Raw genomic sequence first — 22555 nt, forward strand, 5'->3', positions numbered from 1 at the left:
CCTAGCAATTATTAAAGAAACTTATAGATATCAGCAGGCGTTAAGCCTCGTGCAAGCATCAAAGTTTGAAGATGGTAAATGAGCTGACTGATTTCTTCAGCTAACGCCTCATCGGACTCATGCTCAGCTGCAAGCCAGACTTCGCCAGCCTCTTCAAGAATCTTCTTACCGATGCTGTGGACTCCGGCATCGAGAGCAGCTACCGTGCCAGAGCCCTCAGGGCGGTCTACCGCCTTCTGTGCCAACTCTTGCCAGAGCTGATCAAAAGATTTCATGGTGCGAGTTTACTGGAGATGGCTCGCTCGCGAAGAGCATTTACCATTTTTGCAGGATCCTCAGCGTTAAATACAGCGCTTCCAGCGACGAAGGTATCAGCACCGGCTGCAACTGCGATTTCAATGGTTTCAAGTGAAATTCCACCATCTACTTGGAGCCAGATAGGGCGTGAACCAATAATTTTACGCGTTATTCGAACCTTCTCCATCATCGATTCCATGAATTTCTGTCCACCAAAACCAGGTTCGACTGTCATGATTAAGAACATATCGACGTCGTCGAGAATTTCAGAGTATTGATCAATCGCTGTTCCTGGCTTTACTGCAAGCGCTGCTCTCGCGCCGTGGCTTTTGATTCCTTTAAGGGTTGAAGAGATATCAGCAGTAGCTTCAGCATGAATCGTCACACTGGCGGCTCCTGCAACTGCATAATCAATAGCAATCGAATCAACATCCGCCACCATTAAGTGGGCATCAATAGGGATTGGTGAGGCGGCAATAATCTTTGAAGCCGAGGCAAAATCAAAGGTGAAGTTGGGGACGAAGACATTGTCCATGACATCGAGGTGTATGAAATCACTAACAGGGGCAATCTTGGCTATCTCTTGATCTAGGTGTCCAAAGTCAGCGTTAAGGATGCTCGGAGTTATGCGAATGTGCCCGCTCATGTGTTCAGCCTAAGCCTTCTTCTTAAAGAGCGCGAGAAACATTGAATCCGTGTCATGCACACTGGTCCAGAGAGCCATCGCTCTATCGCGCACGGCACCTTGCAGGTTTGCCGGCAAGAAAGGGGCAACATCAATTTGCTCCAGCTCAGGATGCGCCTTAAGAATCATCTTTACCTGACCAAAGGTTTCAGCAAAGTGAGGACTACACGTTGCATAGCCGAAGATGCCATCATCAGAGAGATTGGCGATGGCCGAATTAGCGAGCTCTAACTGTAACTCAGTCAGTGCACGCAAATCTTGAACAGTTCTGCGCCAGCGAACTTCAGGGCGTCGACGCAAAGCGCCAAGACCAGTACAAGGAACGTCAGCGATAATCGCATCGAACTTCCGTCCATGTGAGGAAATTTCTCGACCGTCTCCCACCCAGACCGGAAACTTTCCAACAACATTCTTGACTAGCTTTGCTCGCGCCTCAGATACTTCGTTTGCTACGAAATCTCGACCTTCTACATCACAAATATGAGAGATGAGGGCGGCTTTACCGCCAGGACCAGCACAGAGATCGAGAACGGTTTTGGCAGATTTGGTTGCTTGCGAAAAGGCAAGAGCAACTAACTGTGAGCCTTCGTCCTGAACTCCGGCCTTGCGATGACGAATCAAATCGAGGGAACCAGGCGCTCCTTCAAATTTCGCACCATAAGGTGAGAAACGAGTTGCTATTGCGCCTTCAGAAACAAGTTCTTCTTGAGTTGAAGATCCTGGCCATGAAACAAGCGTTGGCGTTGCCGGGATGTTATTTGCACCCAACTCTTCCTCGACTCTTGCGTAATCTTTAAGAAGGTCAAAATAGGCAGAGACAATCCATTCTGGATGTGAATATTGAATTGAAAGTCTGGACACCGGGTCCTTCATGGCTAAGACAGGCTCAAGCCACTCTTCTAACGTCTTGGCACTGACTTTACGAAGAATCGCGTTGACGAAAGAGGCTTTAGATTCACCGATGACCTTACGTGCAAGCTCGACAGTTGCAGATACTGCAGCGTGAGTAGCAACGCGCATTTCAAAGAGTTGATGAACACCTAATCTGCAGATATCAACGATTCCTTCATCGACTTCAGACCAAGGCCGATCAGAGACTTGGGAGAGTATGTAATCGTGACGCCCTTGCATACGCAAAGTTCCGTAAAGAAGTTCAGTGATGAAACCTTTATCTCGCTGTTCGAAATTACTTGCGTTAAGCGCTTGCGGTAGAAGTAGGTTCGAATATCCCCCGCGTCGGTTTACTTCAGAGAGAATGTCGTAGACCAAGACGCGAGGTGCATCTGGTTTAGGAGATTTGAATGAGTCTCGGCGTGCTTTAACCAAAGAGTTCACCATCACCTAAACGCGCACCGTTGAGCCAGGACTTGGCATCCATTCGCGACTTCCCCGCTGGAGTCAAGAAACCTATTGAAACTGCATTGGAGGAAGTTCCTACAAGGAGCTCCTTATTGACTACCTTTAACACGCCAGGTTGAAGAGTCTCTTTGGAAATATTCACCGAATCTATCTTTACTACTTCGCCGCGGAATCGAGTCCAGGCACCCGGTGAAGATGTGAACGCTCTAATCTTTTGAGAAATCAATTGGGCATCGAGGTTCCAGTTAATTTCACATTCCTCTTTAGAAATCTTCATGGCTCGAGTGGCGCCGTCGCTCTTCTGTGGTTCAGGGCGAATTCCAGCCTTGATAGCGTTCAGAGAATCTTCGACTGCTTCGACACCAAGTGCGCCTAACTCTGAAAATAGTTCATCACTCGTGATATCTGAATCAAGCGCAAATCTCTTTACTGAATAGATGGGGCCAGTATCCATTCCAGGATCTAATTGAAAGACCGTTACTCCAGAAACAGGATCTCCGGCCTCGATTGCTCGCTGGACTGGAGCAGCTCCCCGCCAGCGTGGAAGGAGTGAGAAGTGAAGGTTGAGACAACCATGCATAGGAATGCTCAGTAGTTCTTTGGGAAGAAGCACGCCATAACCAATCGTCAAAAGAACATCAGCACCTTCTATGAGAGTGGCTGTTTCCGTTACCGAAGCAGGCTTGAAGCAAGGTACATCGTTATCACGAGCCCACTCGGAAATCACTGACTCCTTGAGAGTTCGTCCTCGTCCTGCAGGGCGGTCGGGCTGAGTAATAACAGATAGCAATTGATGCTCTGAAGTGATCAACCAATTTAAAGTGGGAATAGCCACATCGGGCGTTGCCGCCACAACTATCTTCAATTAAAGCCCTCTGCCGAAGGGATCGTGCGGTGAGACTTTAATCTGCGGCTGCATGCCTGCTGAATTAGCCATGCCGAACCAATCTGATTCACGAATCTCTTTCATGGCGAGCTTTCGATCTTCCTCGGAGAGGCGATCAATAAAGAGAATTCCATTGAGGTGATCTGTTTCGTGTTGCAAAGCTCGGGCCAGTAACTCAGTTCCTTCAACAGTAATTGGTTCGCCGTGCATATTGAAACCCTTTGCAACAGCTCTAAATGCGCGAGGTGTTGGGTAAACCAGATCAGGAAAGCTCAAGCAACCTTCATCTCCGTCTTGGAGTTCTTCACTAAGGTCGAGAGTTGGATTGATGAGATGTCCCAACGCTTCATCGACATCCCAGACAAATACGCGAAGTGGAACACCAATTTGAGGGGCGGCGAGACCCGCACCTGGTGCATCGAGCATCGTTTCGGTGAGATCTTTTACAAGAACGCGAAGTTCCTTATCGAAATCAATTACCTCAGAGGCCGGTGTAACGAGTACGGGATCGCCAAAGTGGCGAATCGGCATGATGGACATGTGCTTATCCTACTATCGAGATAGCGAATAAGGGTCAATGCGAATTGATGCAAGGCTCTTCTTAGACGAACTGCGACGACGTTGGAACTCATGCAGTAACGAGATGAGAGCCTCACCATCAATCAGTGGAACCAGAACAACGATTCGATCTATATCGCCCTTGAGTTGTGATGGGCCAAGGAATTGAGTTGATTCGGGCAAACGGGAGTCATCTTGAGCTTTCTTTAGTCCGCGCAAAAGCGATTGGGACTCAGTGGCTGCAATATCCATCGTGACAGCCCTAGTAAACGGAGGAAGATTTACTTCGAGACGTTCACGTAGTTCACGTTGCGAAATCAGCGACGGCTTCCAGGCAGAGACGGCGCCAATGATCGGGCTATCTGCTGACATGACAAATGCAACTTTTCCCTTTTGCGAAGCCGAGGCACTGGTTGAAAAGAAGAGCTCGCGGGTTCGTTCGTGAGCTCGGATATCTGCCTGCATGAAGAAGCGATCTGCCTCGAGAATAATCACAAGGGCATAGCCGTTCTTGGTGATCGGAATGGCGCCAGGAGTGGCGATGACTAACCCTCGTTCATCGTCAAAACTATCAATCATCAATTCCGATGACGATTGCACCACCTTTACTCCAGGAAAAGCCGCTCCAATCTCATATGCGAATCTTTCTGAGCCGCGACCCAAGAGATAAGGAGTTGAACCTTTACACCACACGCATCTCCACTCCGAATGAGCCTTGCCGCATATGGTGCATTCAAGGGATGTTTCTGAACCACGCTTGAGTAACTTGCCACCGCATTCACAGAGAGCAGAGTTTTTGCATTTAGAACACACGACACTTTGCGAGTAACCCTTTCGAGGCGCGAGGAAAAGTACGGGTCCCGAATTCATTGCCTTGCGAACCTCCCCCATTAACCTGCTGGGAATCAGCTCGCCATGCGATTGAGGATAAGCTGAAACATCGATGCGAGATTTACTTGATGAAAAATCGATCCATTTATTCTCAATAAGTCGAGCGACTTCAGAACTCGGTGAATAACCGACGAAAGTTAGATTGAGCTCTGATTTCATCGCTCGAAGGATGGCGACATCGCGGACATTCCATCCTGGAGAACGAACCTCATAATGTTGCTCAGAACCTTCATCCATAACGATGATTGACTCGAGATCGGTAATCGGTGCAAAGATTGCGCTTCTGGTTCCCAGCACAATCTGGCCTCGTCCATAACGACATAAAAGGAAATTGCGATATCGCTCAGATCTATCGAGTGCTGAATCGAGAACCACCGCTTCCGGTATCAGGGCGACCAGCCTCTGGACGGAGCGATTGTCGGGAACTATGACGAGTGTCGATCCCTTTCCTGAGTACCTGTCAATCGTCGAAAGCAGGAAGTTGAAACGATTAACAGCTGGTGGAATATGAATATAAGTGCGATTTGGCTTCGTTTTTAACTGAGGCAATGCTGCCTCGACCCAGTTCTCTTTATCGACTGATGCAACCCGAGGAGGGATGGCTGATCGAATAACGTCGAACGGATGGGCCGCCCAACGAGCTGCTACAGCCGAAATAAGTTCAATCGATTCAAGCGTCGCAACGCTATGCAGGGATATTGCTTTCGAGATTGATTTCAAGACGGGTGAATCCGACGTACTCTCTCGAGTAAGAACTAGCCCTTCAACTTCTCGGCCATGAAAAGGAACTTGAACACGAACGCCCGTTGAGATAACAGCTGAGAGATTATCGGGTATTAAATAGTCATAACTTTGATCTAGATGAAAGACCCCAGAATCTACCCAGACCCGGGCAATCGGCAGATCTGATGAACTGCCTTCCGGTTTGAGCTTCGCTATCTCAGCTTTGAGACGAAGTGGCCTCGTAAGTGCCACGTCAGTAAAGCCTTCGACTATTTAACGGCTGCTTGGAGTTCTGATACGCGATTAGTTGCTTCCCATGTGAAGTTAGGAAGCTCGCGACCAAAGTGACCGTAAGCAGCAGTCTGTGAATAGATCGGGCGCTTGAGATTGAGATCGCGAATAATCGCTGCAGGGCGAAGATCGAAGACAGTTGTTACTGCATTTTGAATCTTCTGAACAGGAACTGTCTCCGTTCCAAAAGTTTCAACAAATACACCCACAGGCTGCGCTTTACCGATTGCGTATGCAACCTGAACTTCGCAACGACGGGCAAGGCCTGCTGCTACAACATTCTTAGCCACCCAACGCATTGCATAGGCTGCAGAACGGTCAACCTTTGAAGGGTCTTTACCTGAGAACGCTCCGCCGCCGTGGCGAGCCATTCCACCGTATGTGTCAACAATGATCTTGCGTCCTGTAAGTCCTGCATCTCCCATTGGGCCACCAATTACAAAGCGACCTGTTGGGTTAATGAGCGTGCGCATATCTTTGCGAGGCAGATCAATCTTTGCCAAAACAGGATCGATTACTTGAGCAATGATTTCTGGTGTCAACTGCTTGATGACATCTACTTCTTCTGCATGCTGACTTGAGATAACAACTGTATCGAGAGCCACAGCCTTATCGCCGTCGTACTCAATAGTTACCTGTGTCTTGCCATCAGGGCGAAGGTATGGAAGTGCGCCTGACTTACGAACCTTAGAAAGTTGTTGAGCTAATTCGTGAGCCAACCAAATTGGAAGTGGCATGAGCTCTTTGGTGTCATCACACGCGTACCCGAACATGAGCCCTTGATCGCCAGCACCTTGAAGATCTAATGGATCTGCTGCAGATGAAACGCGGTGCTCAAATGCATCATCGACGCCTTGTGCGATATCAGGAGATTGCTGTCCGATGGAGATTGAAACGCCACAGCTATTTCCGTCAAAGCCCTTTACAGATGAGTCGTAACCGATACCAATAACTGTGTCACGGACAATGCCCATGACATCTGCGTATCCGTTGGTGGTTACTTCACCGGCAACATGTACCTGACCTGTTGTGATGAGTGTTTCAACCGCGACGCGACTTGTTGGATCCTGGTCTAAGAGTGAATCAAGGATTGCATCCGAAATTTGATCAGCGATCTTATCTGGATGGCCTTCGGTAACTGATTCTGAAGTAAAGAGGCGTTTTGACATTGTCCTAACCTAACTGAAGAAGGGCTTCATCGAGTAGTTGGTGAGCTAGCGTGTCTTTGGTGGTCTCTGCCACCTTCTTGGGTTCCTTACCTCGAACCAAGATAAATCCATGAGTTGTCTCGCTATTGAAGATATCTCCCCCAGAAACATCGTTGAGATAGAGAATGTCGGCGCCTTTTGAAACCATCTTCTCCTGAGCGGCTACGAGATTTTCGGAAGTTTCGGCTGCAAATCCGACAATAACTTGTCGAGACTTCTTTGCTGAGATTGTGCGCAAAATATCTGGATTTTCGACAAGGGCAATATTTGTGAATTCGTTCTTCTTAATCTTCGCATCCGCTATCTGCTTGGGGCGAGCATCTGCAACAGCGGCTGACATCACAAGAATATCTGTGTGAGTGAATTCTGCATCGAGTGCTGAGAGCATCTGTGATGCGCTCTCAACCTTAATTGTTCTTATGCCTTCAATGTCGGCAAGATTCGAATTTGCTGAAATGAGAGTTACTTGAGCGCCACGTCGCTGGGCCGAGCGTGCAACTGCATACCCTTGTTTGCCGGATGACTGATTTCCAATAAATCGAACTGGATCAATCGCTTCACGAGTACCGCCTGCGGTAATGAGCACTTTCTTTCCAAGAAGATCTGAACGTGAGCCCGTAATTTCGGCGAACTCCCCCAGAATGCGTGATGTTTCAGGAAAACGTCCCTGTCCCACATCTCCTGATGTGAGTGCGCCAGTATCTGGATCCATCACGTGATAGCCGCGGCTACGTAGCGTTGCAACGTTTGTCTTGGTGGCTTCGTCGTTCCACATCTCAGGGTGCATGGCCGGCACAATCAGTACAGGTGAGTTGGATGCAAGAATTACATTGGTAAGGAGATCATCTGCACGTCCCGCCGCAATTCTCGCCATGAGATCGGCAGTAGCAGGTGCGATGATGATGAAATTCGAGTTCTTTGCAAGAGAGATATGGCGGACTTCCTCTACGCTTTCAAAGACTTCCGTAGTGACCTTACGCCCTGAAAGCGCTACCCACGTTGCCGACCCGACGAAGTTCAAGCTCGAAGGGGTAGGAACAACAGTTACGCCAAAACCGAGATCACGGAGACGACGGAGAAGATCGCAGGATTTATATGCCGCAATGCCGCCACCAACGCCGAGAATTACTTCACGGCCAAAACCTTGCATGGTGGTTTACCTAAAAATTAGGCGGTTGGTTCTAGATTTTCAATAGTCAAAAGACCTTCGTTGATTTCGCGAAGTGCAATTGACAATGGCTTCTCGTGAACGTGTGTATCAACTAGTGGCCCAACGTATTCAAGAAGACCTTCACCAAGTTGTGAGTAGTACGCATTAATTTGGCGAGCACGCTTTGCTGCGTAGAGAACGAGGCTGTACTTAGAACCAGCCTTATCGAGAAGTTCGTCGATAGGTGGGTTTGTGATTCCATCCATATGTGCGCTCATCTGTACTCCTGTGTTTCGTAGCAATTAATGCTCTGCGGGTCTTGCAGCCTATTTAGGCAGATACGAATTCTATCAGGGATGCGACTACCCCATCGACCTGGTCATTGATGAGGACTTTATCGAAGAAAGAGGCGGCAGCCATCTCTTCTTGAGCCAAAGCCAAGCGGGCGGCTCTACGTTCTGGGCTATCGGTGCCACGACCTTCGAGGCGAGAAACGAGCTCTTCCCATGTAGGGGGCTCGAGAAATACGAGTATTGCTTCCGGAACCTTTGCCTTAACTTGCTTAGCTCCTGCGATCTCGATTTCAAGTAGAACGCTTTTGCCTACACGTAGTGAATCTTCAACAGCTCTTCGTGGAGTTCCATAACGGTTACCCGCAAACTCTGCCCATTCGAGAAATTCATTGGATGCAATGGCTGCATCAAATTCTTCATTTGAACAGAAGTGATAGTCAATTCCATTTACCTCATTAAAACGAGGCGCCCGAGTTGTTGCTGAGACACTGACAAAGAATGGTGATGATTCTTTCAAAACCTTTGCGACAGTGCTCTTGCCGACACCACCGGGTCCCGAAAGTACAACCAACTTCCCAGGAGTGAGGCCGGAAGGAATCTTGAATTCATTATCTAAAGATTCCAATTGATGTCTTCCAAGCCCTTGGATACGACGAGTTAATGAAATTCCAAGACGTTCCAGAATCGATTTGCCGCGAATTTTACCAACACCACTGATTGACTCAACGAGTTCAAGTACACGCATCTTGGCGATTGCTTCATCATCTTTCGACATTGATACAACATCGGTTATCGACAGTTCGCCACTCTTTACGCGCGCTTTAACAGCAGCTCTAATCTGACGCGACTCTTTAGCCTTTGCAAGCGCTCGGGCGCGCTCTTCCGGTGTCAGTTCTGGAGGTGCGCCCATGGGATAAATCTAGTTGAGAATCTCGTCAGCGATGAATCGCGCCTTGGACTTCATTGCCTGCGCCCCATCAGACCATGCCTTGGTAATAGGGCGACCAATCACCACAAAAGAAGCCCCAGCAGAAATTGCATCCTTTGGAGTCATAGTGCGCTTCTGATCATCGCTGCCAACTTCTGAGAGAGGGCGAACTCCGGGAGTAATAATGTGAGGAAGTGGTCCTACCGCGGAACGGATTGCCGCGATTTCAAGTGGAGAACAGACAATTGCTCGCGCACCAGCATCAACTGACATCTTCGCTAGAGCTACTGCGCTCTCTAGAGCTGGGTTTGCGTAGCCGATTTCAAAGAGATCCTCTTCTGAAAGCGAAGTAAGAATCGTTACAGCAGTGACATCGGTTGCAGGAACGGCATCTACCGCAGCCTTCACCATGGCTCGACCACCAGATGCATGAACAGTGAGGAATCGAGGCTTCAGGTTTTCAATTGCCTTGGCAGCGCCTTGAACTGTATGAGGAATATCGTGAAGTTTGAGATCTAGGAATATGTCCGCATCAGTCTCGGATTGGATGGCACGGATTCCTTCTTGGCCGAAGGATAGAAAGAATTCAAGGCCTAACTTATAGACGCTGACAGACTCTTGGGTTGCCGCAACCCATTGCTTTGCAATCTCGATATCTGGTGTATCAACAGCTAGAACAATTGGGGCTTTCATTACGCCTCTTCTCTATGTGCGTAGCCGATGGCTTGTTGCAGAGTGGCAAAACCACGAGCTGCAAGAAGATCGCGTAACTCATTCTGAATCTCAATAAGAGCTGATGGGTTTCCAAAACTTGCAGTACCAACTGAAACTCCTGAAGCGCCTGCCAAAATTAGTTCGAGTGCGTCCCGGCCTGATGCGACTCCCCCCATTCCAAGAATTGGAACTTTAGGAAGAGCGGCATGAACCTGATAAATGGCACGCACTGCAACAGGCTTGATTGCTGGGCCCGATAGTCCACCTGTCTTGCCACCAAGATGTGGTCGCATTGAATCGATATTAATGACCATCCCTAAAACCGTATTGATAAGCGCTAATCCATCAGCACCGGCGTCGACTACGCCTCGCGCGATTGATGGTAGATCAGTTACATCAGGTGAAAGTTTGGCGATGATGGGTAAATCACCACCAATTGTCTTCCGTACTCCATCAATGACGCGCCTTGAAGCATCAGGATCACATGCAAAGACAAGGCCTCGGTTTTCGACATTCGGACACGAGATATTGACTTCGACAGCGCTAATGCCTGAAACAGATCGCAGCTTACGAGCGAGAGTTGAATACTCTTCAACTGTTTCACCGGCAATAGAAACGATTACTCGTGCCTTCTGCTCTAATAACCATGGAACATCGTTAGCTAGAAATGAGTCGATACCGGGGCCTTGCAGGCCGATCGAGTTCAACATTCCTGAAGGAGTCTCAGCCATTCGAGGCGTAGGACGACCGTGTCGTGGCTTACTCATCACAGACTTGGTGACAACAGCACCAATCTGGTTGAGAGGGAAGAATTGAGCAAGTTCTTTACCGCTACTCGCACAACCACTGGCTGTAAATAACGGAGCTGGAAACCATGCATTTCCAAGAGTTGTAGACATATCCACTGGAAGCGTCATGCGAGTGCCTCCGGAACTTTACCGACAAGATCCCAACTAACATTGGCGCCATCCATAACAGGACCATCGATACATGATCGCAGCATCGAAGTTGTTCCATCGTCATTTTGTACTGGCAAAACACAGGTCATACAGATACCAACACCGCACGCCATTGATTCTTCTACAGCACATTGATGAATTACTTCGGTGTCAGCCACTAAGGCAGTAATCGCCGAAAGCATCGCCATTGGACCACATGAATAAATAACGTCGATGTTTCGATCTCTAACAATATGTAGAAGATTTTCAGTTACGCGTCCAGTCTCACCCATAGATCCGTCTTCTGTATAAATCTTTAGCGAGTTAACTGAACGCTTGCCTTCCATCGGCGCATAAATCTTTGTGCCAACGCTCGCACCTAACAACATATCCACTTTGCAGCCACGTCCTTTGAGAACATCCGCTAATCCGAAGAGCGGAGCTGAGCCATAACCGCCACCAATAAGAAGGGCGTTGATTGGCTCTGTGGGAATACCAAATGCAGTTCCAAGGGGTGCAATGATGTCGATCTCTGCTCCCTCTTGTTGAGAGCAGAGCCACTTGCTGCCTGAACCGTGTGGAGCAACAATTAACTCCATCGTGCCACCGTATTGGGAATTATCAGCAACACGAGAAATAGCGAATGCGCGACGCAAAATCATCTTGGAAGTATCGCCACCAACGCGAATGGCAACGAAGTTACCCGGACGACAGCTCTTCACAATATCTCCGACATTAAGAAGAATCTGGTGATAGGCACCTATACGCTTATTCGAAACGATTGTTACAACTTGTTGAAGTGCGTTCTTGTTTATCGTAGCCATTAGCGTTTCAACCACTCTTGGATTGGAGAAACGCTTAGCTCGCCAGCCTGTAAGGCCTTGATTCCTTCGACAGCTGCACTGAAACCGGCTGTTGTTGTGATGATAGGAATAGATCTCTGTACAGCTGCTGTGCGAATAGCCCAGCCATCTGCTCGGGTTCCACGACCTACGGGAGTATTGATAACAAGATCAATGTCACCTGCGTTGAGCATTTCGACAATCGTCTTCTCGCCCATTGGTCCAGTTCCTTGCGAATTCTTTCGGACTACAACAGTTGAAACTCCGTGTTCTGCAAGATACGAAGCTGTTCCATCGGTTGCGAGGAGTCTAAATCCAAGCGCTGACAATCCTTGCGCAGGTGCAATTCCGTGCTTCTTATCTTTATCTGCAAGTGAGATAAATACCGTCCCTGACTTAGGAAGTGGTCCAAAAGAACTTATCTGCGACTTGGCATAGGACTCACCGAATGTCGCTGCAATGCCCATCACTTCACCAGTTGAACGCATCTCAGGCCCAAGAACTGCATCAACACCACGTCCATCTGCGCGACGGAAGCGGTTCCACGGAAGCACAGCTTCCTTAACGCTAATCCCCTTTGCAACGGCATCGCCTTGCGCTGGAAGCAGACCTTCTGCGCGCAACTCTGCGATTGTCGAACCAAGGGAGATTCGGGCTGCAGCTTTTGCTAGAGGAACGCCTGTTGCCTTGCTGACGAATGGCACGGTGCGTGATGCACGTGGATTTGCTTCGAGTACATAAAGAACTTGATCAGCCATTGCGAATTGAATATTGATGAGCCCGGAAACTCCTACACCTTGGGCAATCTTTAACGTCGCTTCACGGATCTGCACTCTTTGCGAATCAGAGATCGTCATTGCAGGCAATACACATGCGCTATCGCCAGAGTGAATTCCAGCTTCTTCAATATGCTCCATGATTCCACCAAGGAATAGCTCGGTACCGTCATAGAGCGCATCGACATCAAGTTCGATTGCAGAATCTAGGAATCGATCAACCAATACTGGATGATCCGGAGTGATATCTGTGGCGCGGGAAATGAAGCCTGAAAGCGCCTCATCGTCGTAGACAATTTCCATGCCGCGACCGCCAAGTACAAAACTTGGGCGGACGAGAACTGGATAGCCAATACGTTGCGCGATTGAGAGAGCTTCCATTTGTGATGAAGCCATACCGAATTCAGGTGCAGTCAGTCCTTGATCCTTAAGTACCTGACCAAATGCGCCACGCTCTTCCGCCAAGTTAATTGCATCCGGGCTTGTTCCAAGAATCGTCACACCTGCAGCCTTGAGGCCTGCAGCTAAACCAAGAGGTGTTTGTCCACCAAGTTGTGTGATGACACCAAGCACTGGACCAGCCTGTGTTTCTGCATGAACAATCTCGAGAACATCTTCAAGGGTTAGTGGCTCGAAGTAGAGCCGATCTGAAGTGTCGTAGTCGGTAGAAACAGTCTCTGGGTTGCAGTTAATCATGATGGTTTCGTAATCTGCAGCTCGTAAGGTGAAGGAGGCATGCACACACGAATAATCGAATTCAATTCCCTGACCAATTCGGTTAGGACCACTGCCTAGGATGATGACAGCAGGCTTTGTTCGCGGACGAACTTCCGTCTCTTCCTCATAGCTTGAGTAATGGTAAGGAGTGAAGGCTTCGAACTCTGCCGCACAGGTGTCAACTGTTTTATAGACAGGGCGAAGACTTAGCTGATGACGCACTTTGCGGACATCTGCTTCAGCCATTCCGCGAACGGTTGCAATCTGAGCATCTGAGAAACCAGTTGATTTTGCCAATTTTAAGAGATCAAATGTGAGTTCGCCTGGTTCAGCCATAGTTCGCGCTACATCGTTAATGATTTCGATTTGGCGCAAATACCAACGATCAATCTTGGTTGAGGCAAAAACCTCATCCATCGTTGCACCCAACCAGAGAGCGCGCTGAACCTGCTGAAGTCGATATTCAGTCGGCATCTTCATTGATTCAAGAAGGTTGGACTTTTCATCTGTTGAACGAGCATCCGTGAAGGTGAAAATTGCTTCCTTACGCTCTAGTGAACGCAGTGCCTTCATAAGAGCTTCAGGGAATGAGCGTCCGATGGCCATCGCTTCGCCAACGCTCTTCATCGTGGTGGTTAAGCGTGGATCTGCATCCTGGAACTTTTCAAAGGCAAAACGTGGCGCTTTAACGACGATGTAATCGAGTGTTGGTTCGAATGATGCTGGAGTTACCTGCGTGATGTCATTCTTAATCTCATCGAGCGTATAACCGATTGCTAATTTGGTTGCAATCTTCGCGATTGGGAAACCTGTCGCCTTCGATGCAAGCGCACTTGATCGAGATACGCGTGGATTCATTTCGATAACGATGATGCGACCCGTGTCAGGATTTACTGCAAACTGGATATTACATCCACCTGTATCAACGCCTACTTCTCGAATGATGGAGATCGAAAGGTCGCGAAGCTTCTGGTATTCAACATCGGTTAGCGTCAGAGCTGGGGCCACAGTGATCGAATCTCCGGTGTGAACACCCATGGGATCGATATTTTCGATACTACAAACGATAACAACGTTATCTACCTTGTCGCGCATTACTTCAAGTTCGTACTCTTTCCAACCAATAATTGATTCTTCGATGAGAACTTCAGAAGTTGGGCTATGTCGAAGACCAGCGCCCGCAATCTGACGAAGTGTTTCCTCATCAAAAGCAATACCTGAACCAAGTCCGCCCATGGTGAAAGATGGACGAATAACAGCCGGATAGCCAAGTTGCGCAACTGCACCCATGACATCATCCATTGTGTGACAGATAATTGAACGCGCGGATTCTCCCCCGACCTTTTCAACAATTGCCCTGAAAAGTTCTCGGTTCTCTCCTCTTTCGATAGCCGCCACGTCAGCGCCGATCAATTTCACGTTGTACTTATCGAGAGTTCCAGCTTCGAAGAGCCCAATTGCAGCATTGAGTGCCGTTTGTCCACCAAGCGTTGCAAGAACTGCATCAGGCCGCTCTTTAGCGATGATGCGTTCGATAAATTCAGGAGTAATCGGTTCAATATAGGTTGCATCGGCGAACTCGGGATCGGTCATGATTGTTGCAGGGTTTGAGTTAACCAAAATGACGCGGATGCCTTCGGCTCGCAGAACGCGACAAGCTTGCGTGCCTGAGTAATCGAATTCGCATGCTTGGCCAATCACAATCGGGCCAGAACCAATAACGAGAACACTCTTAATCGTTGTATCGCGCGCCATTAGAGTGCCTCGACTTTTCTTGGATAAGCAACCATGAGGTCAACGAAGCGATCAAAGAGATAGGCAGCATCATGAGGACCGGCTGCTGCTTCTGGGTGATACTGAACGCTGAAGGCACCGCGTTCTGTGAGTTCTAGGCCTTCGACAACACCATCATTGAGGCAAACGTGGGTAACTTGTCCGGGACCATAAACCGTCGAGAATCCGGAATCGGTTGGTGCTTGTAGTGCAAACCCATGGTTATGCGCAGTGATCTCAACCTTGCCAGTTTTGCGATCCAAAACAGGTTGATTGATTCCACGATGGCCAAATTGCAATTTATATGTTTCGAAACCAAGAGCGCGACCCAGAATTTGATGACCAAAGCAGATACCAAAGACCGGAATTTCTTCACCGAGAACTTCACGCACCAAATCAATGGTCTCGGTCATAGTTGCTGGATCTCCCGGACCGTTAGAGAGAAATACTCCATCTGGACTGATTGCCTGGATATCTGCAAAAGAAGAGTTATATGGCATCACATGTACTTCAATTCCACGTTCAGCCATAGCGCGAGGTGTTGCGCCTTTGATACCAAGATCAAGAGCTGCAACGGTAAATTTCTTCTCAGCGATTGCCGGAACCACATACGTTGATTCTGTGGAAACATCATCGCTTAAATAAGCACCGCTCATCGCCTGCTGCTTACGAACCTCAATAACCATCTCTTCGCGAGATAGTTCAAGACCTGAAAAGATGCCTACGCGCATTGCGCCTCGATCGCGTAAGTGGCGAGTAATAGCGCGTGTATCAACGCCTTGAATTCCGACAATCCCCTGGCAAATTAATTCAGCCTCTAAGTCATTCTCGCTTCGCCAATTGCTTGTTAGCGTCGAAGGGTTTCGCACGACGAAACCAGCAACCCAGTACTTCTTAGATTCATTGTCATAAGCATTTACGCCGGTATTGCCGATATGGGGCGCAGTCATCACAACAACTTGCTTGTGATACGAAGGATCTGTAAGAGTCTCTTGGTATCCCGTCATTCCTGTTTGAAAGACCGCTTCACCAAAAGTCTTACCGGTAGCTGCCCATGATGCTCCCTCGAAGATTCGGCCATCATCGAGTACGAAGAAAGCTTTACTCATGAACGACCCCTTTCGAAGACAACTTCTCCATTAAAGATTGTTGCGACAATCTGACCTGGGAGCTCCATGCCATGGAACGGAGTATTGCGACTTCTTGAGGCTACTAGGTCTCTATCGACCCTGAACAGTGAGGTTGGGTCCATCACAGCAATGTGCGCGGGCGCACCAACCTTGAGTTCTTGGCCATGGTTTTCATAGAGGCCGATTCGCGCTGGCGCATAGCTCATGCGTTCGGCCACTGTCGCCCAATTGATGAGACCTGTCTCGACCATGGTCTTGTTCACAATACTGAGCGCCGTCTCGAGGCCAAGCATTCCAAAGGATGCCTCTTGCCATTCGCACTCCTTTGTTTCTGCAGGATGAGGTGCGTGATCCGTTGCAACGATATCGATAGTTCCGTCGGCGAGAGCTTCACGAAGTGCCATAACATCTGCTTCAGTGCGAAGCGGTGGATTTACCTTAAACACTGGATCGTAACTGCGCGCAAGTTCATCGGTAAGAAGTAAATGGTGCGGAGTAACCTCAGCAGTGACATTTATGCCACGAGCTTTCGCCCAACGGATAATCTCAACGCCGCCTGCTGTAGTTAAGTGACAAATATGTAAGCGAGCTTGAACGTGATCAGCAAGTAGAACGTCGCGCGCAATAATCGCTTCTTCAGCAATTGCTGGCCATCCCTTAAGGCCAAGTTGCGATGAAACAATGCCTTCGTTCATCTGTGAACCTTGAGTGAGTCGCGGTTCCTGCGCATGCTGTGCGATGACGCCATTGAATTTCTTCACATATTCAAGAGCACGGCGCATCACCAGAGGATCAAAGACACAATGTCCATCGTCACTGAAAACTCGAACGCGGGCAACTGAGTCAGCCATTGCACCGATTTCAGCAAGATGCTCACCTTCCAATCCGCGAGTAACTGCTCCAATAGGAAAGACATCAAGCAAACCTGTTGATTGACCAAGGCGATAAACCTGTTCTACAACTCCGGCTGTATCTGCAACCGGTGAAGTATTTGCCATCGCACTCAGCGCGGTAAATCCACCTTTAACACCAGCTTGCGATCCGGATTCGACAGTTTCAGCATCTTCTTTGCCTGGCTCACGTAAGTGAGTATGTAGATCTACAAGACCTGGCAGTAGAACTGATTTCGAAGCATCGATGACTCGGGCGCCCTCTGCAGTAATATTCGATGAAACTTCAGCGATCTTTCCATCTTTGATAAGAAGATCGGATTTCTTTCCATCAGGCAGCGCGCCTCCTGAGATGAGAATTAGTGAACTCATTCTGATGCTCCTATCTCTTGAGACCCTGCGAGAAGTAAGTAAAGAATTGCCATTCTGACGCTGACGCCGTTAGTTACCTGCTCAAGAATTACCGAACGAGCGCTATCGGCGCTATCGGCAGTGATTTCAAGGCCACGATTCATTGGGCCTGGGTGCATCACGATTGCAGCGGTTTTCATCTTCTTGAGACGATCCTTATTGAGTCCGAAGTAGCGCGAATATTCGCGAGCATTTGGGAAGAAGAGTTCTGTCATTCGCTCCATCTGAATTCGAAGCATCATTACGGCATCCACTGATTCGATAATTGAATCAAAGTCGTAAGAAACCTTCACCGGCCATGACTCAACTCCGACCGGAAGAAGTGTTGGCGGAGCGACGAGTGTTACCTGTGCGCCAAGCTTCGTTAGCAAGAGCACATTTGAACGTGCAACACGAGAGTGCAGAACGTCGCCAACAATGGCCACATGTAATCCAATGAGGTCATCTCCCCCATGTGCCATGTGTCTGCGAATCGTGAAGGCATCGAGTAGCGCTTGGCTAGGGTGTTCGTGCGTTCCATCGCCTGCATTCACGACAGACCCAGTCATCCATTGGCTATCTGCAAGGCGTTGCGCTGCCCCTGAAGCGCTATGACGGATGATTACCGCATCTGCTCCCATGGCTTGCAAAGTTTGCGCCGTATCTTTGAGTGATTCGCCTTTACTTACACTCGATCCCTTTGCAGAGAAGTTAATGACATCTGCAGACAGTCTCTTTGCAGCGGCTTCGAATGAGATTCGAGTACGTGTTGAATCCTCAGCAAATAAGTTAACAATCGTGCGACCTCGAAGAGTCGGCAACTTCTTCATTGGCCCATCAGAAACTCTTGCAAGTTCTTCTGCTGTGTTAAGAATTTGAAGTGCTTCGACCTTACTGAGGTCCGAGATAGAGAGAAGATGGCGCATTACTTGCCTCCTTCTTCGAGTGAGACGGCATCTACACCATCGAGTTCAGTGAATTGAACTTTGATGATCTGCGTTGGCGAGGTAGGAAGATTCTTGCCGACGTAATCAGCCTTGATGGGAAGTTGTCTATGTCCACGATCTACCAGAACGGCTAACTGGACTGTCTTAGGGCGCCCAATTTCACCGAGTGCGTCGAGGGCTGCGCGGATTGTTCGGCCAGAGAAGAGAACGTCATCAATCAAGATGATGTTGCGATCTTCGACTCCGAGTGAAGGAATTGTTGTTGGCATCAGAGCTCTTGGTGGGCGCATGCGAAGATCATCGCGATGCAAAGTGATATCTAAGGTTCCGGATTGAACCGGCTTTCCTTCGATTGCCTCTATATTGGCAGCTATACGAGCGGCGAGATGAGCGCCTCTTGTAGGAATTCCTAGAAGAGTGATTGAGTCCGAACCAGAGTTACGTTCGAGGATCTCGTGGGAAATACGGGTAATAGCGCGTGCCATATCTGGCGCCGGCAGGGCAAGGCTCATGTAAATCTCCTTCCCCGCCTCGCAGGACGGGTCGTTAAAGGATGTTGGCGGGAGTTTAGCACTTAAGTTCACCAGCCTGTGGATAGGCGAAGTTGGCGTGGCAGTAGCTCACATACCGTCACGCCATGAATACACAGGTCACGATCCAAGAAGTCTCATCCAAGTTACGTGCCATTAGAACGGCTAAATCGCTCTCATTAAGCGATGTCGAGGTTTTGAGCCAGGGCGCACTTAAAGCGGTCGTATTGGGTTCCTATGAAAGAGGAGCCAGAACACTGAGCGTCAAGCGTGCCATCGCAATTGCAGAGCTCTACCAAGTTCCGGTCTCTCAGCTCTTCACTGATGAGAAACCTATCGAATTGTTAACCTCCGGAAAGACCGTCATAGATCTTCGCGCCATCAATAAGCGGGCCCATGACTCTTCGCATCCTGCACATCATCGGTATCAATTGCTGGCCCGATTAGCTCAGAGAATCGTCCGCTCTCGACAAGATTGGAATGGTGAAGTGCTTTCTCTGCGTCAGAGCGATTTAGAAACTATCGGAATCCTATTTGACGAGCCTATTTCGACTGTACTGAATTGGCTGGAAGATGAACGAATTCTTCTCAAAAAACGAGAAGGTTAAATTGCAATGCTTTCCTTAATTGATGAGATGCGACCTAGGACGCCGTGGATATACCCGGCAGACTCATCGGTAGAAAGCTCTTTTGCAAGAGTGAGAGCTTCATCAATCGCAATTCCATCATCGAGATCAGAACTCCAAACAATCTCATAAATACCCAGACGCAAGATATTTCTATCGACTGCAGGAAGACGATCCATATCCCAACCTTGGGCATAAGTAGCAATCAGTTCGTCAATCTTTCGCTTGTTATCTGTTACGCCAGCAATGAGCGTCTTGGTGAATTCGCGGATTGGACGTGCATCCGGACCTTCCTCGACAACATCGCGAAGAGCTAAAAGTTCAGCAGCTGAAGCACCGCGAATATCAGCCTCGTAGAGTAAATCTAGAGTCTGTTTGCGAGCCTTACTGCGTGCGGACACTAGTTGGCGCGACCCTGGTAAGAGCCATCACGTGTATCGACAAGAACGATTTCATCCTGCTTGATAAAGAGTGGCACTTGAATCTGGATTCCAGTTTCAACTGTTGCAGGCTTCGTTCCACCGGATGAACGGTCTCCCTGTAGTCCTGGTTCTGTGTAAGTAATCTTGAGCGGAACTGATGCAGGAAGATCGATGTAGAGCGGATTTCCTTCGTGGATTGCCACGATTGCTTCAGTATTTTCGAGCATGTAATTTGCTGCTTCTCCAACAGTTGCTTCTGAAATTGTCATCTGATCAAAGTTAACGTTATCCATGAATACAAAGTCGTCACCTTCCTTGTAGAGGAAGTTCATTTCGCGCTTTTCAAGGATTGCGATCTCAACCTTTACACCTGCGTTGAAAGTCTTATCTACTACCTTGCCGGTCATTACCTGCTTGAGCTTGGTGCGAACGAATGCGGGACCCTTACCTGGTTTTACGTGTTGGAATTCAACGACTGTCCATAACTGACCTTCGATGTCGAGGGTCATGCCATTCTTGAGATCGTTTGTTGTTGCCACGGTAACTCCAGTTCATGCCTTCGCCTATCGAAGGTCAATAGAGAACGGAGTTTACAGTATGAAATTAGGCGACAAGCGCCTTGAGCGCGATAAGCGCCAGAACGTAAGAATTTGGTCCGAAACCACCAATAGTTCCATTGGCTACTCCAGAAATCACCGATGTATGACGGAACTCTTCGCGTGCCAAAGGATTTGAAAGATGAACTTCAATCAGCGGAGCCTTGACCAACTCTGCGGCATCGCGAATCGCATATGAATAATGTGTAAAGGCTGCCGGATTGATAATTACTGGAGTGTTGGTATCTGCGGCTTCATGAAGCCAACCAATAATTTCTGCCTCATCATTACTTTGACGAACATCGGCTTCAAATCCGTGAGTCTTTGCCGCTCCCTCAATGTGTGAAACAAGAGCTGGGTAAGTCATATCTCCATAGATTGATGAGTCGCGAATATCGAGGCGTCCTAAATTAGGACCATTGAGAACGAGAACCTTCATTGGGAAAGCCTCTCATAAGCGGCATGCAGCGCGCTCTCAATTGGGTTTTCAAGGCGTTGTGTCTTTCCAACTTCCGAAATTACGACGAAGCGCAGAGAGTTACCGCGACTCTTCTTATCAAGTTTCATCGCAGCGAGAAGTTCTGGCCATTCAGCACCCTTATATGTAACGGGCAGTCCCAGGGCAACCAGGGTTTCGATATGCAACGCGCGCAATTCAGGACTGATTAAATCCAGGGCTTCCGAGAGATAAGCGATGTACGCCATTCCGATGGAGACACACTCTCCATGGCGTAACGAGTATTTTGAGAGAAGTTCAACTGCGTGACCATATGTGTGTCCATAATTTAGAATCTCTCGATCAAAACTCTCTTTAAAGTCACCAGAGACCACGAGTGACTTCACTGCAACAGATCTCTCAATTAACTCAAGAGTTACCTCGCGGGAAGAGCGAATATCTGCAAGTGATTTTGATTTAATAAGATCAAGAATCTTCTGATCGCGGATAAATCCACACTTAACTACCTCAGCGAGCCCTGCTGCGAAATCACGATCCGAGAGAGTGTCTAACCAGATTGGATCTATCAAGACTGAGACTGGTGAATGGAAGGCCCCAATAAGGTTCTTTCCGTAATCACTATTGATGCCTGTCTTTCCTCCGACTGCTGCATCAACCATTCCTGCAACCGTTGTAGGAATGGCTACCCAATCAACTCCACGAAGCCAGCTCGCTGCCAAATATCCAGCAAAGTCTGTTACCGCTCCCCCGCCAATTCCAACGATTAAATCAGTGCGAGTGAAACCTGCAGCGCCTAACCAATTCCACGCTTGAGATAGAATCGTGGCTGACTTTCCTGCTTCACCATCTGCAATAGGAAGATAGAAGAATTCGGTATCTCCCGAATCAAATGTAGGAATTCGATCCTTCATCGATTCGCTAAAAACAATAGCTACGCGAGTTCTCTCCTTGGTTAATTTAACGAGCTCTGCCTTGAAATCAACATCAACGCAGACTTCATATTCACGATCGGCACTTACATGAATTCTCTTCACTTAAGAACCTCCAAGACAAGGGTGACAATTTCTGACTCAGACTTTTCATTCACATCTATGACGCTATCTGCAATTGATTCATAGATAGGTCTACGTGCTTCCATAAGAGTCTGCCACTGACCGCGCGGATTGTGCAGCAGCAAGGGGCGATCGCGATTAAATCCGATACGCGGCGCAACCGTTGCAAGAGATATATCTAGGTAGATTACCGGTGAAGCGATTGCTCGCAGAGCAGATTGTGCATCCACTGAAATAGGTGCGCCTCCACCCAGCGCAAGAACTGTGTCATCTGAGAGCAACTCATCCCGTAGAACTTTCTTCTCAAGAATACGGAATTCGTCTTCTCCATCTTCGAGGAAAATATCTGACACTGACTTACCAGCACGCTCTTCGATGACATGATCTGTGTCGCGAAATGCGATACCTAATTTGCTCGCTACAAGCTGACCGATGGTTGTCTTTCCAGATCCCATCGGACCAATCAGAATTACGCGAGGAGCCATG

The 22555-nt window shown here is 48.5% G+C and carries 24 protein-coding genes; 1 reads left to right on the forward strand and 23 read right to left on the reverse strand.

All coding sequences use genetic code 11. From position 1 onward, the window contains the following. Nucleotides 1-11 precede the first annotated feature (11 nt). From AC8GFK_RS03605 to pyrR, 18 genes are read right to left on the reverse strand one after another with little or no spacing between them, the layout of a single operon-like run. Nucleotides 12-275, reverse strand: a complete 264-nt coding sequence (locus tag AC8GFK_RS03605; protein ID WP_506624699.1) for a phosphoribosyl-ATP diphosphatase — start codon at nt 273-275, stop codon at nt 12-14. Beyond that, nucleotides 272-943, reverse strand: coding sequence for a ribulose-phosphate 3-epimerase (gene rpe / locus AC8GFK_RS03610; RefSeq protein WP_506624700.1), 672 nt, complete (start codon nt 941-943; stop codon nt 272-274). The genes AC8GFK_RS03605 and rpe overlap by 4 nt, the downstream gene beginning before the upstream one ends. Nucleotides 944-952: 9 nt before the next feature. Further along, the gene (locus AC8GFK_RS03615) at nt 953-2317 is read right to left on the reverse strand and encodes a transcription antitermination factor NusB (protein WP_506625783.1); all 1365 of its coding nucleotides are present in this window, start codon (nt 2315-2317) and stop codon (nt 953-955) included. Then, entirely contained in the window at nt 2301-3206 is a 906-nt protein-coding gene (fmt, locus tag AC8GFK_RS03620; RefSeq protein ID WP_506624701.1) for a methionyl-tRNA formyltransferase, read from the reverse strand. The genes AC8GFK_RS03615 and fmt overlap by 17 nt, the downstream gene beginning before the upstream one ends. After that, nucleotides 3207-3767, reverse strand: coding sequence for a peptide deformylase (gene def, locus AC8GFK_RS03625; RefSeq protein WP_095673555.1), 561 nt, complete (start codon nt 3765-3767; stop codon nt 3207-3209). It abuts the gene before it with no gap. Between the two features lie 12 nt (nt 3768-3779). Then, nucleotides 3780-5651, reverse strand: a complete 1872-nt coding sequence (locus AC8GFK_RS03630; protein ID WP_095673556.1) for a primosomal protein N' family DNA-binding protein — start codon at nt 5649-5651, stop codon at nt 3780-3782. A gap of 17 nt (nt 5652-5668) precedes the next feature. Beyond that, a complete protein-coding gene (metK, locus tag AC8GFK_RS03635) occupies nt 5669-6859 on the reverse strand; it encodes a methionine adenosyltransferase (RefSeq protein WP_095673557.1) in 1191 nt (396 codons plus the stop codon). A 4-nt stretch (nt 6860-6863) separates the two neighbouring features. Beyond that, the gene (gene coaBC, locus AC8GFK_RS03640) at nt 6864-8048 is read right to left on the reverse strand and encodes a bifunctional phosphopantothenoylcysteine decarboxylase/phosphopantothenate--cysteine ligase CoaBC (RefSeq protein ID WP_506624702.1); all 1185 of its coding nucleotides are present in this window, start codon (nt 8046-8048) and stop codon (nt 6864-6866) included. 17 nt (nt 8049-8065) lie between these two features. After that, nucleotides 8066-8326, reverse strand: a complete 261-nt coding sequence (gene rpoZ / locus AC8GFK_RS03645) for a DNA-directed RNA polymerase subunit omega (protein ID WP_017955438.1) — start codon at nt 8324-8326, stop codon at nt 8066-8068. A 52-nt stretch (nt 8327-8378) separates the two neighbouring features. Further along, a complete protein-coding gene (gmk, locus tag AC8GFK_RS03650) occupies nt 8379-9251 on the reverse strand; it encodes a guanylate kinase (protein ID WP_506624703.1) in 873 nt (290 codons plus the stop codon). 9 nt (nt 9252-9260) lie between these two features. Then, nucleotides 9261-9962, reverse strand: coding sequence for an orotidine-5'-phosphate decarboxylase (gene pyrF / locus AC8GFK_RS03655; RefSeq protein WP_506624704.1), 702 nt, complete (start codon nt 9960-9962; stop codon nt 9261-9263). Further along, entirely contained in the window at nt 9962-10900 is a 939-nt protein-coding gene (locus tag AC8GFK_RS03660; RefSeq protein WP_095673561.1) for a dihydroorotate dehydrogenase, read from the reverse strand. The genes pyrF and AC8GFK_RS03660 overlap by 1 nt, the downstream gene beginning before the upstream one ends. After that, complete coding sequence (locus tag AC8GFK_RS03665) at nt 10897-11745, reverse strand: dihydroorotate dehydrogenase electron transfer subunit (protein ID WP_506624705.1); 849 nt, start codon at nt 11743-11745, stop codon at nt 10897-10899. Before AC8GFK_RS03665 ends, AC8GFK_RS03660 begins: the two co-directional genes overlap by 4 nt. Continuing rightward, nucleotides 11745-15011, reverse strand: a complete 3267-nt coding sequence (gene carB / locus AC8GFK_RS03670) for a carbamoyl-phosphate synthase large subunit (RefSeq protein WP_506624706.1) — start codon at nt 15009-15011, stop codon at nt 11745-11747. Before carB ends, AC8GFK_RS03665 begins: the two co-directional genes overlap by 1 nt. Further along, a complete protein-coding gene (gene carA, locus AC8GFK_RS03675) occupies nt 15011-16138 on the reverse strand; it encodes a glutamine-hydrolyzing carbamoyl-phosphate synthase small subunit (protein WP_506624707.1) in 1128 nt (375 codons plus the stop codon). The genes carB and carA overlap by 1 nt, the downstream gene beginning before the upstream one ends. Next, nucleotides 16135-17421, reverse strand: a complete 1287-nt coding sequence (locus AC8GFK_RS03680; protein ID WP_506624708.1) for a dihydroorotase — start codon at nt 17419-17421, stop codon at nt 16135-16137. The genes carA and AC8GFK_RS03680 overlap by 4 nt, the downstream gene beginning before the upstream one ends. Beyond that, on the reverse strand, nt 17418-18365 hold the full coding sequence (locus AC8GFK_RS03685) for an aspartate carbamoyltransferase catalytic subunit (RefSeq protein ID WP_506624709.1): 948 nt from the start codon (nt 18363-18365) through the stop codon (nt 17418-17420). The genes AC8GFK_RS03680 and AC8GFK_RS03685 overlap by 4 nt, the downstream gene beginning before the upstream one ends. Further along, nucleotides 18365-18898: a bifunctional pyr operon transcriptional regulator/uracil phosphoribosyltransferase PyrR gene (pyrR, locus tag AC8GFK_RS03690; RefSeq protein ID WP_095673567.1), complete on the reverse strand. Its 534-nt coding sequence runs from the start codon at nt 18896-18898 to the stop codon at nt 18365-18367. The genes AC8GFK_RS03685 and pyrR overlap by 1 nt, the downstream gene beginning before the upstream one ends. Before the next feature lie 125 nt (nt 18899-19023). On the opposite strand from pyrR, the gene AC8GFK_RS03695 reads away from it, so the two are divergent. Continuing rightward, nucleotides 19024-19524 (forward strand): helix-turn-helix domain-containing protein, encoded by a 501-nt coding sequence (locus AC8GFK_RS03695; protein ID WP_506624710.1) that lies wholly within the window; start codon nt 19024-19026, stop codon nt 19522-19524. On the opposite strand, the gene nusB is transcribed toward AC8GFK_RS03695, so the two are convergent. From nusB to AC8GFK_RS03720, 5 genes are all read right to left on the reverse strand, one after another. Then, nucleotides 19521-19943, reverse strand: a complete 423-nt coding sequence (gene nusB, locus AC8GFK_RS03700; RefSeq protein ID WP_506624711.1) for a transcription antitermination factor NusB — start codon at nt 19941-19943, stop codon at nt 19521-19523. The genes AC8GFK_RS03695 and nusB overlap by 4 nt on opposite strands. Further along, a complete protein-coding gene (efp, locus tag AC8GFK_RS03705; protein ID WP_506624712.1) occupies nt 19943-20503 on the reverse strand; it encodes an elongation factor P in 561 nt (186 codons plus the stop codon). The genes nusB and efp overlap by 1 nt, the downstream gene beginning before the upstream one ends. A gap of 64 nt (nt 20504-20567) precedes the next feature. Beyond that, nucleotides 20568-20999, reverse strand: a complete 432-nt coding sequence (gene aroQ, locus AC8GFK_RS03710) for a type II 3-dehydroquinate dehydratase (protein ID WP_506624713.1) — start codon at nt 20997-20999, stop codon at nt 20568-20570. Beyond that, nucleotides 20996-22051, reverse strand: a complete 1056-nt coding sequence (gene aroB, locus AC8GFK_RS03715) for a 3-dehydroquinate synthase (RefSeq protein WP_506624714.1) — start codon at nt 22049-22051, stop codon at nt 20996-20998. Before aroB ends, aroQ begins: the two co-directional genes overlap by 4 nt. Continuing rightward, nucleotides 22048-22554, reverse strand: coding sequence for a shikimate kinase (locus AC8GFK_RS03720; protein WP_506624715.1), 507 nt, complete (start codon nt 22552-22554; stop codon nt 22048-22050). Before AC8GFK_RS03720 ends, aroB begins: the two co-directional genes overlap by 4 nt. Between the last annotated feature and the right edge of the window lies 1 nt (nt 22555).

The organism is Planktophila turicensis (SeqCode) (assembly GCF_965234405.1).
Taxonomy (GTDB): Bacteria; Actinomycetota; Actinomycetes; order Nanopelagicales; family Nanopelagicaceae; genus Planktophila; species Planktophila turicensis.

What these genes read in the sequence shown, in the direction of transcription:
- coaBC (WP_506624702.1), bottom strand. Translation starts at nt 8,048, where the DNA reads ATGCAAGGTTTTGGCCGTGAAGTAATTCTCGGCGTTGGTGGCGGCATT.
- carA (WP_506624707.1), bottom strand. Translation starts at nt 16,138, where the DNA reads ATGAGTAAAGCTTTCTTCGTACTCGATGATGGCCGAATCTTCGAGGGA.
- AC8GFK_RS03660 (WP_095673561.1), bottom strand. Translation starts at nt 10,900, where the DNA reads ATGACGCTTCCAGTGGATATGTCTACAACTCTTGGAAATGCATGGTTT.
- metK (WP_095673557.1), bottom strand. Translation starts at nt 6,859, where the DNA reads ATGTCAAAACGCCTCTTTACTTCAGAATCAGTTACCGAAGGCCATCCA.
- carB (WP_506624706.1), bottom strand. Translation starts at nt 15,011, where the DNA reads ATGGCGCGCGATACAACGATTAAGAGTGTTCTCGTTATTGGTTCTGGC.
- gmk (WP_506624703.1), bottom strand. Translation starts at nt 9,251, where the DNA reads ATGGGCGCACCTCCAGAACTGACACCGGAAGAGCGCGCCCGAGCGCTT.
- pyrF (WP_506624704.1), bottom strand. Translation starts at nt 9,962, where the DNA reads ATGAAAGCCCCAATTGTTCTAGCTGTTGATACACCAGATATCGAGATT.
- pyrR (WP_095673567.1), bottom strand. Translation starts at nt 18,898, where the DNA reads ATGAGCCTTGCCCTGCCGGCGCCAGATATGGCACGCGCTATTACCCGT.
- aroQ (WP_506624713.1), bottom strand. Translation starts at nt 20,999, where the DNA reads ATGAAGGTTCTCGTTCTCAATGGTCCTAATTTAGGACGCCTCGATATT.
- AC8GFK_RS03720 (WP_506624715.1), bottom strand. Translation starts at nt 22,554, where the DNA reads ATGGCTCCTCGCGTAATTCTGATTGGTCCGATGGGATCTGGAAAGACA.
- AC8GFK_RS03695 (WP_506624710.1), top strand. Translation starts at nt 19,024, where the DNA reads ATGAATACACAGGTCACGATCCAAGAAGTCTCATCCAAGTTACGTGCC.
- rpoZ (WP_017955438.1), bottom strand. Translation starts at nt 8,326, where the DNA reads ATGAGCGCACATATGGATGGAATCACAAACCCACCTATCGACGAACTT.
- AC8GFK_RS03665 (WP_506624705.1), bottom strand. Translation starts at nt 11,745, where the DNA reads ATGGCTACGATAAACAAGAACGCACTTCAACAAGTTGTAACAATCGTT.
- AC8GFK_RS03680 (WP_506624708.1), bottom strand. Translation starts at nt 17,421, where the DNA reads ATGAGTTCACTAATTCTCATCTCAGGAGGCGCGCTGCCTGATGGAAAG.
- rpe (WP_506624700.1), bottom strand. Translation starts at nt 943, where the DNA reads ATGAGCGGGCACATTCGCATAACTCCGAGCATCCTTAACGCTGACTTT.
- AC8GFK_RS03605 (WP_506624699.1), bottom strand. Translation starts at nt 275, where the DNA reads ATGAAATCTTTTGATCAGCTCTGGCAAGAGTTGGCACAGAAGGCGGTA.
- AC8GFK_RS03685 (WP_506624709.1), bottom strand. Translation starts at nt 18,365, where the DNA reads ATGCGCCATCTTCTCTCTATCTCGGACCTCAGTAAGGTCGAAGCACTT.
- def (WP_095673555.1), bottom strand. Translation starts at nt 3,767, where the DNA reads ATGTCCATCATGCCGATTCGCCACTTTGGCGATCCCGTACTCGTTACA.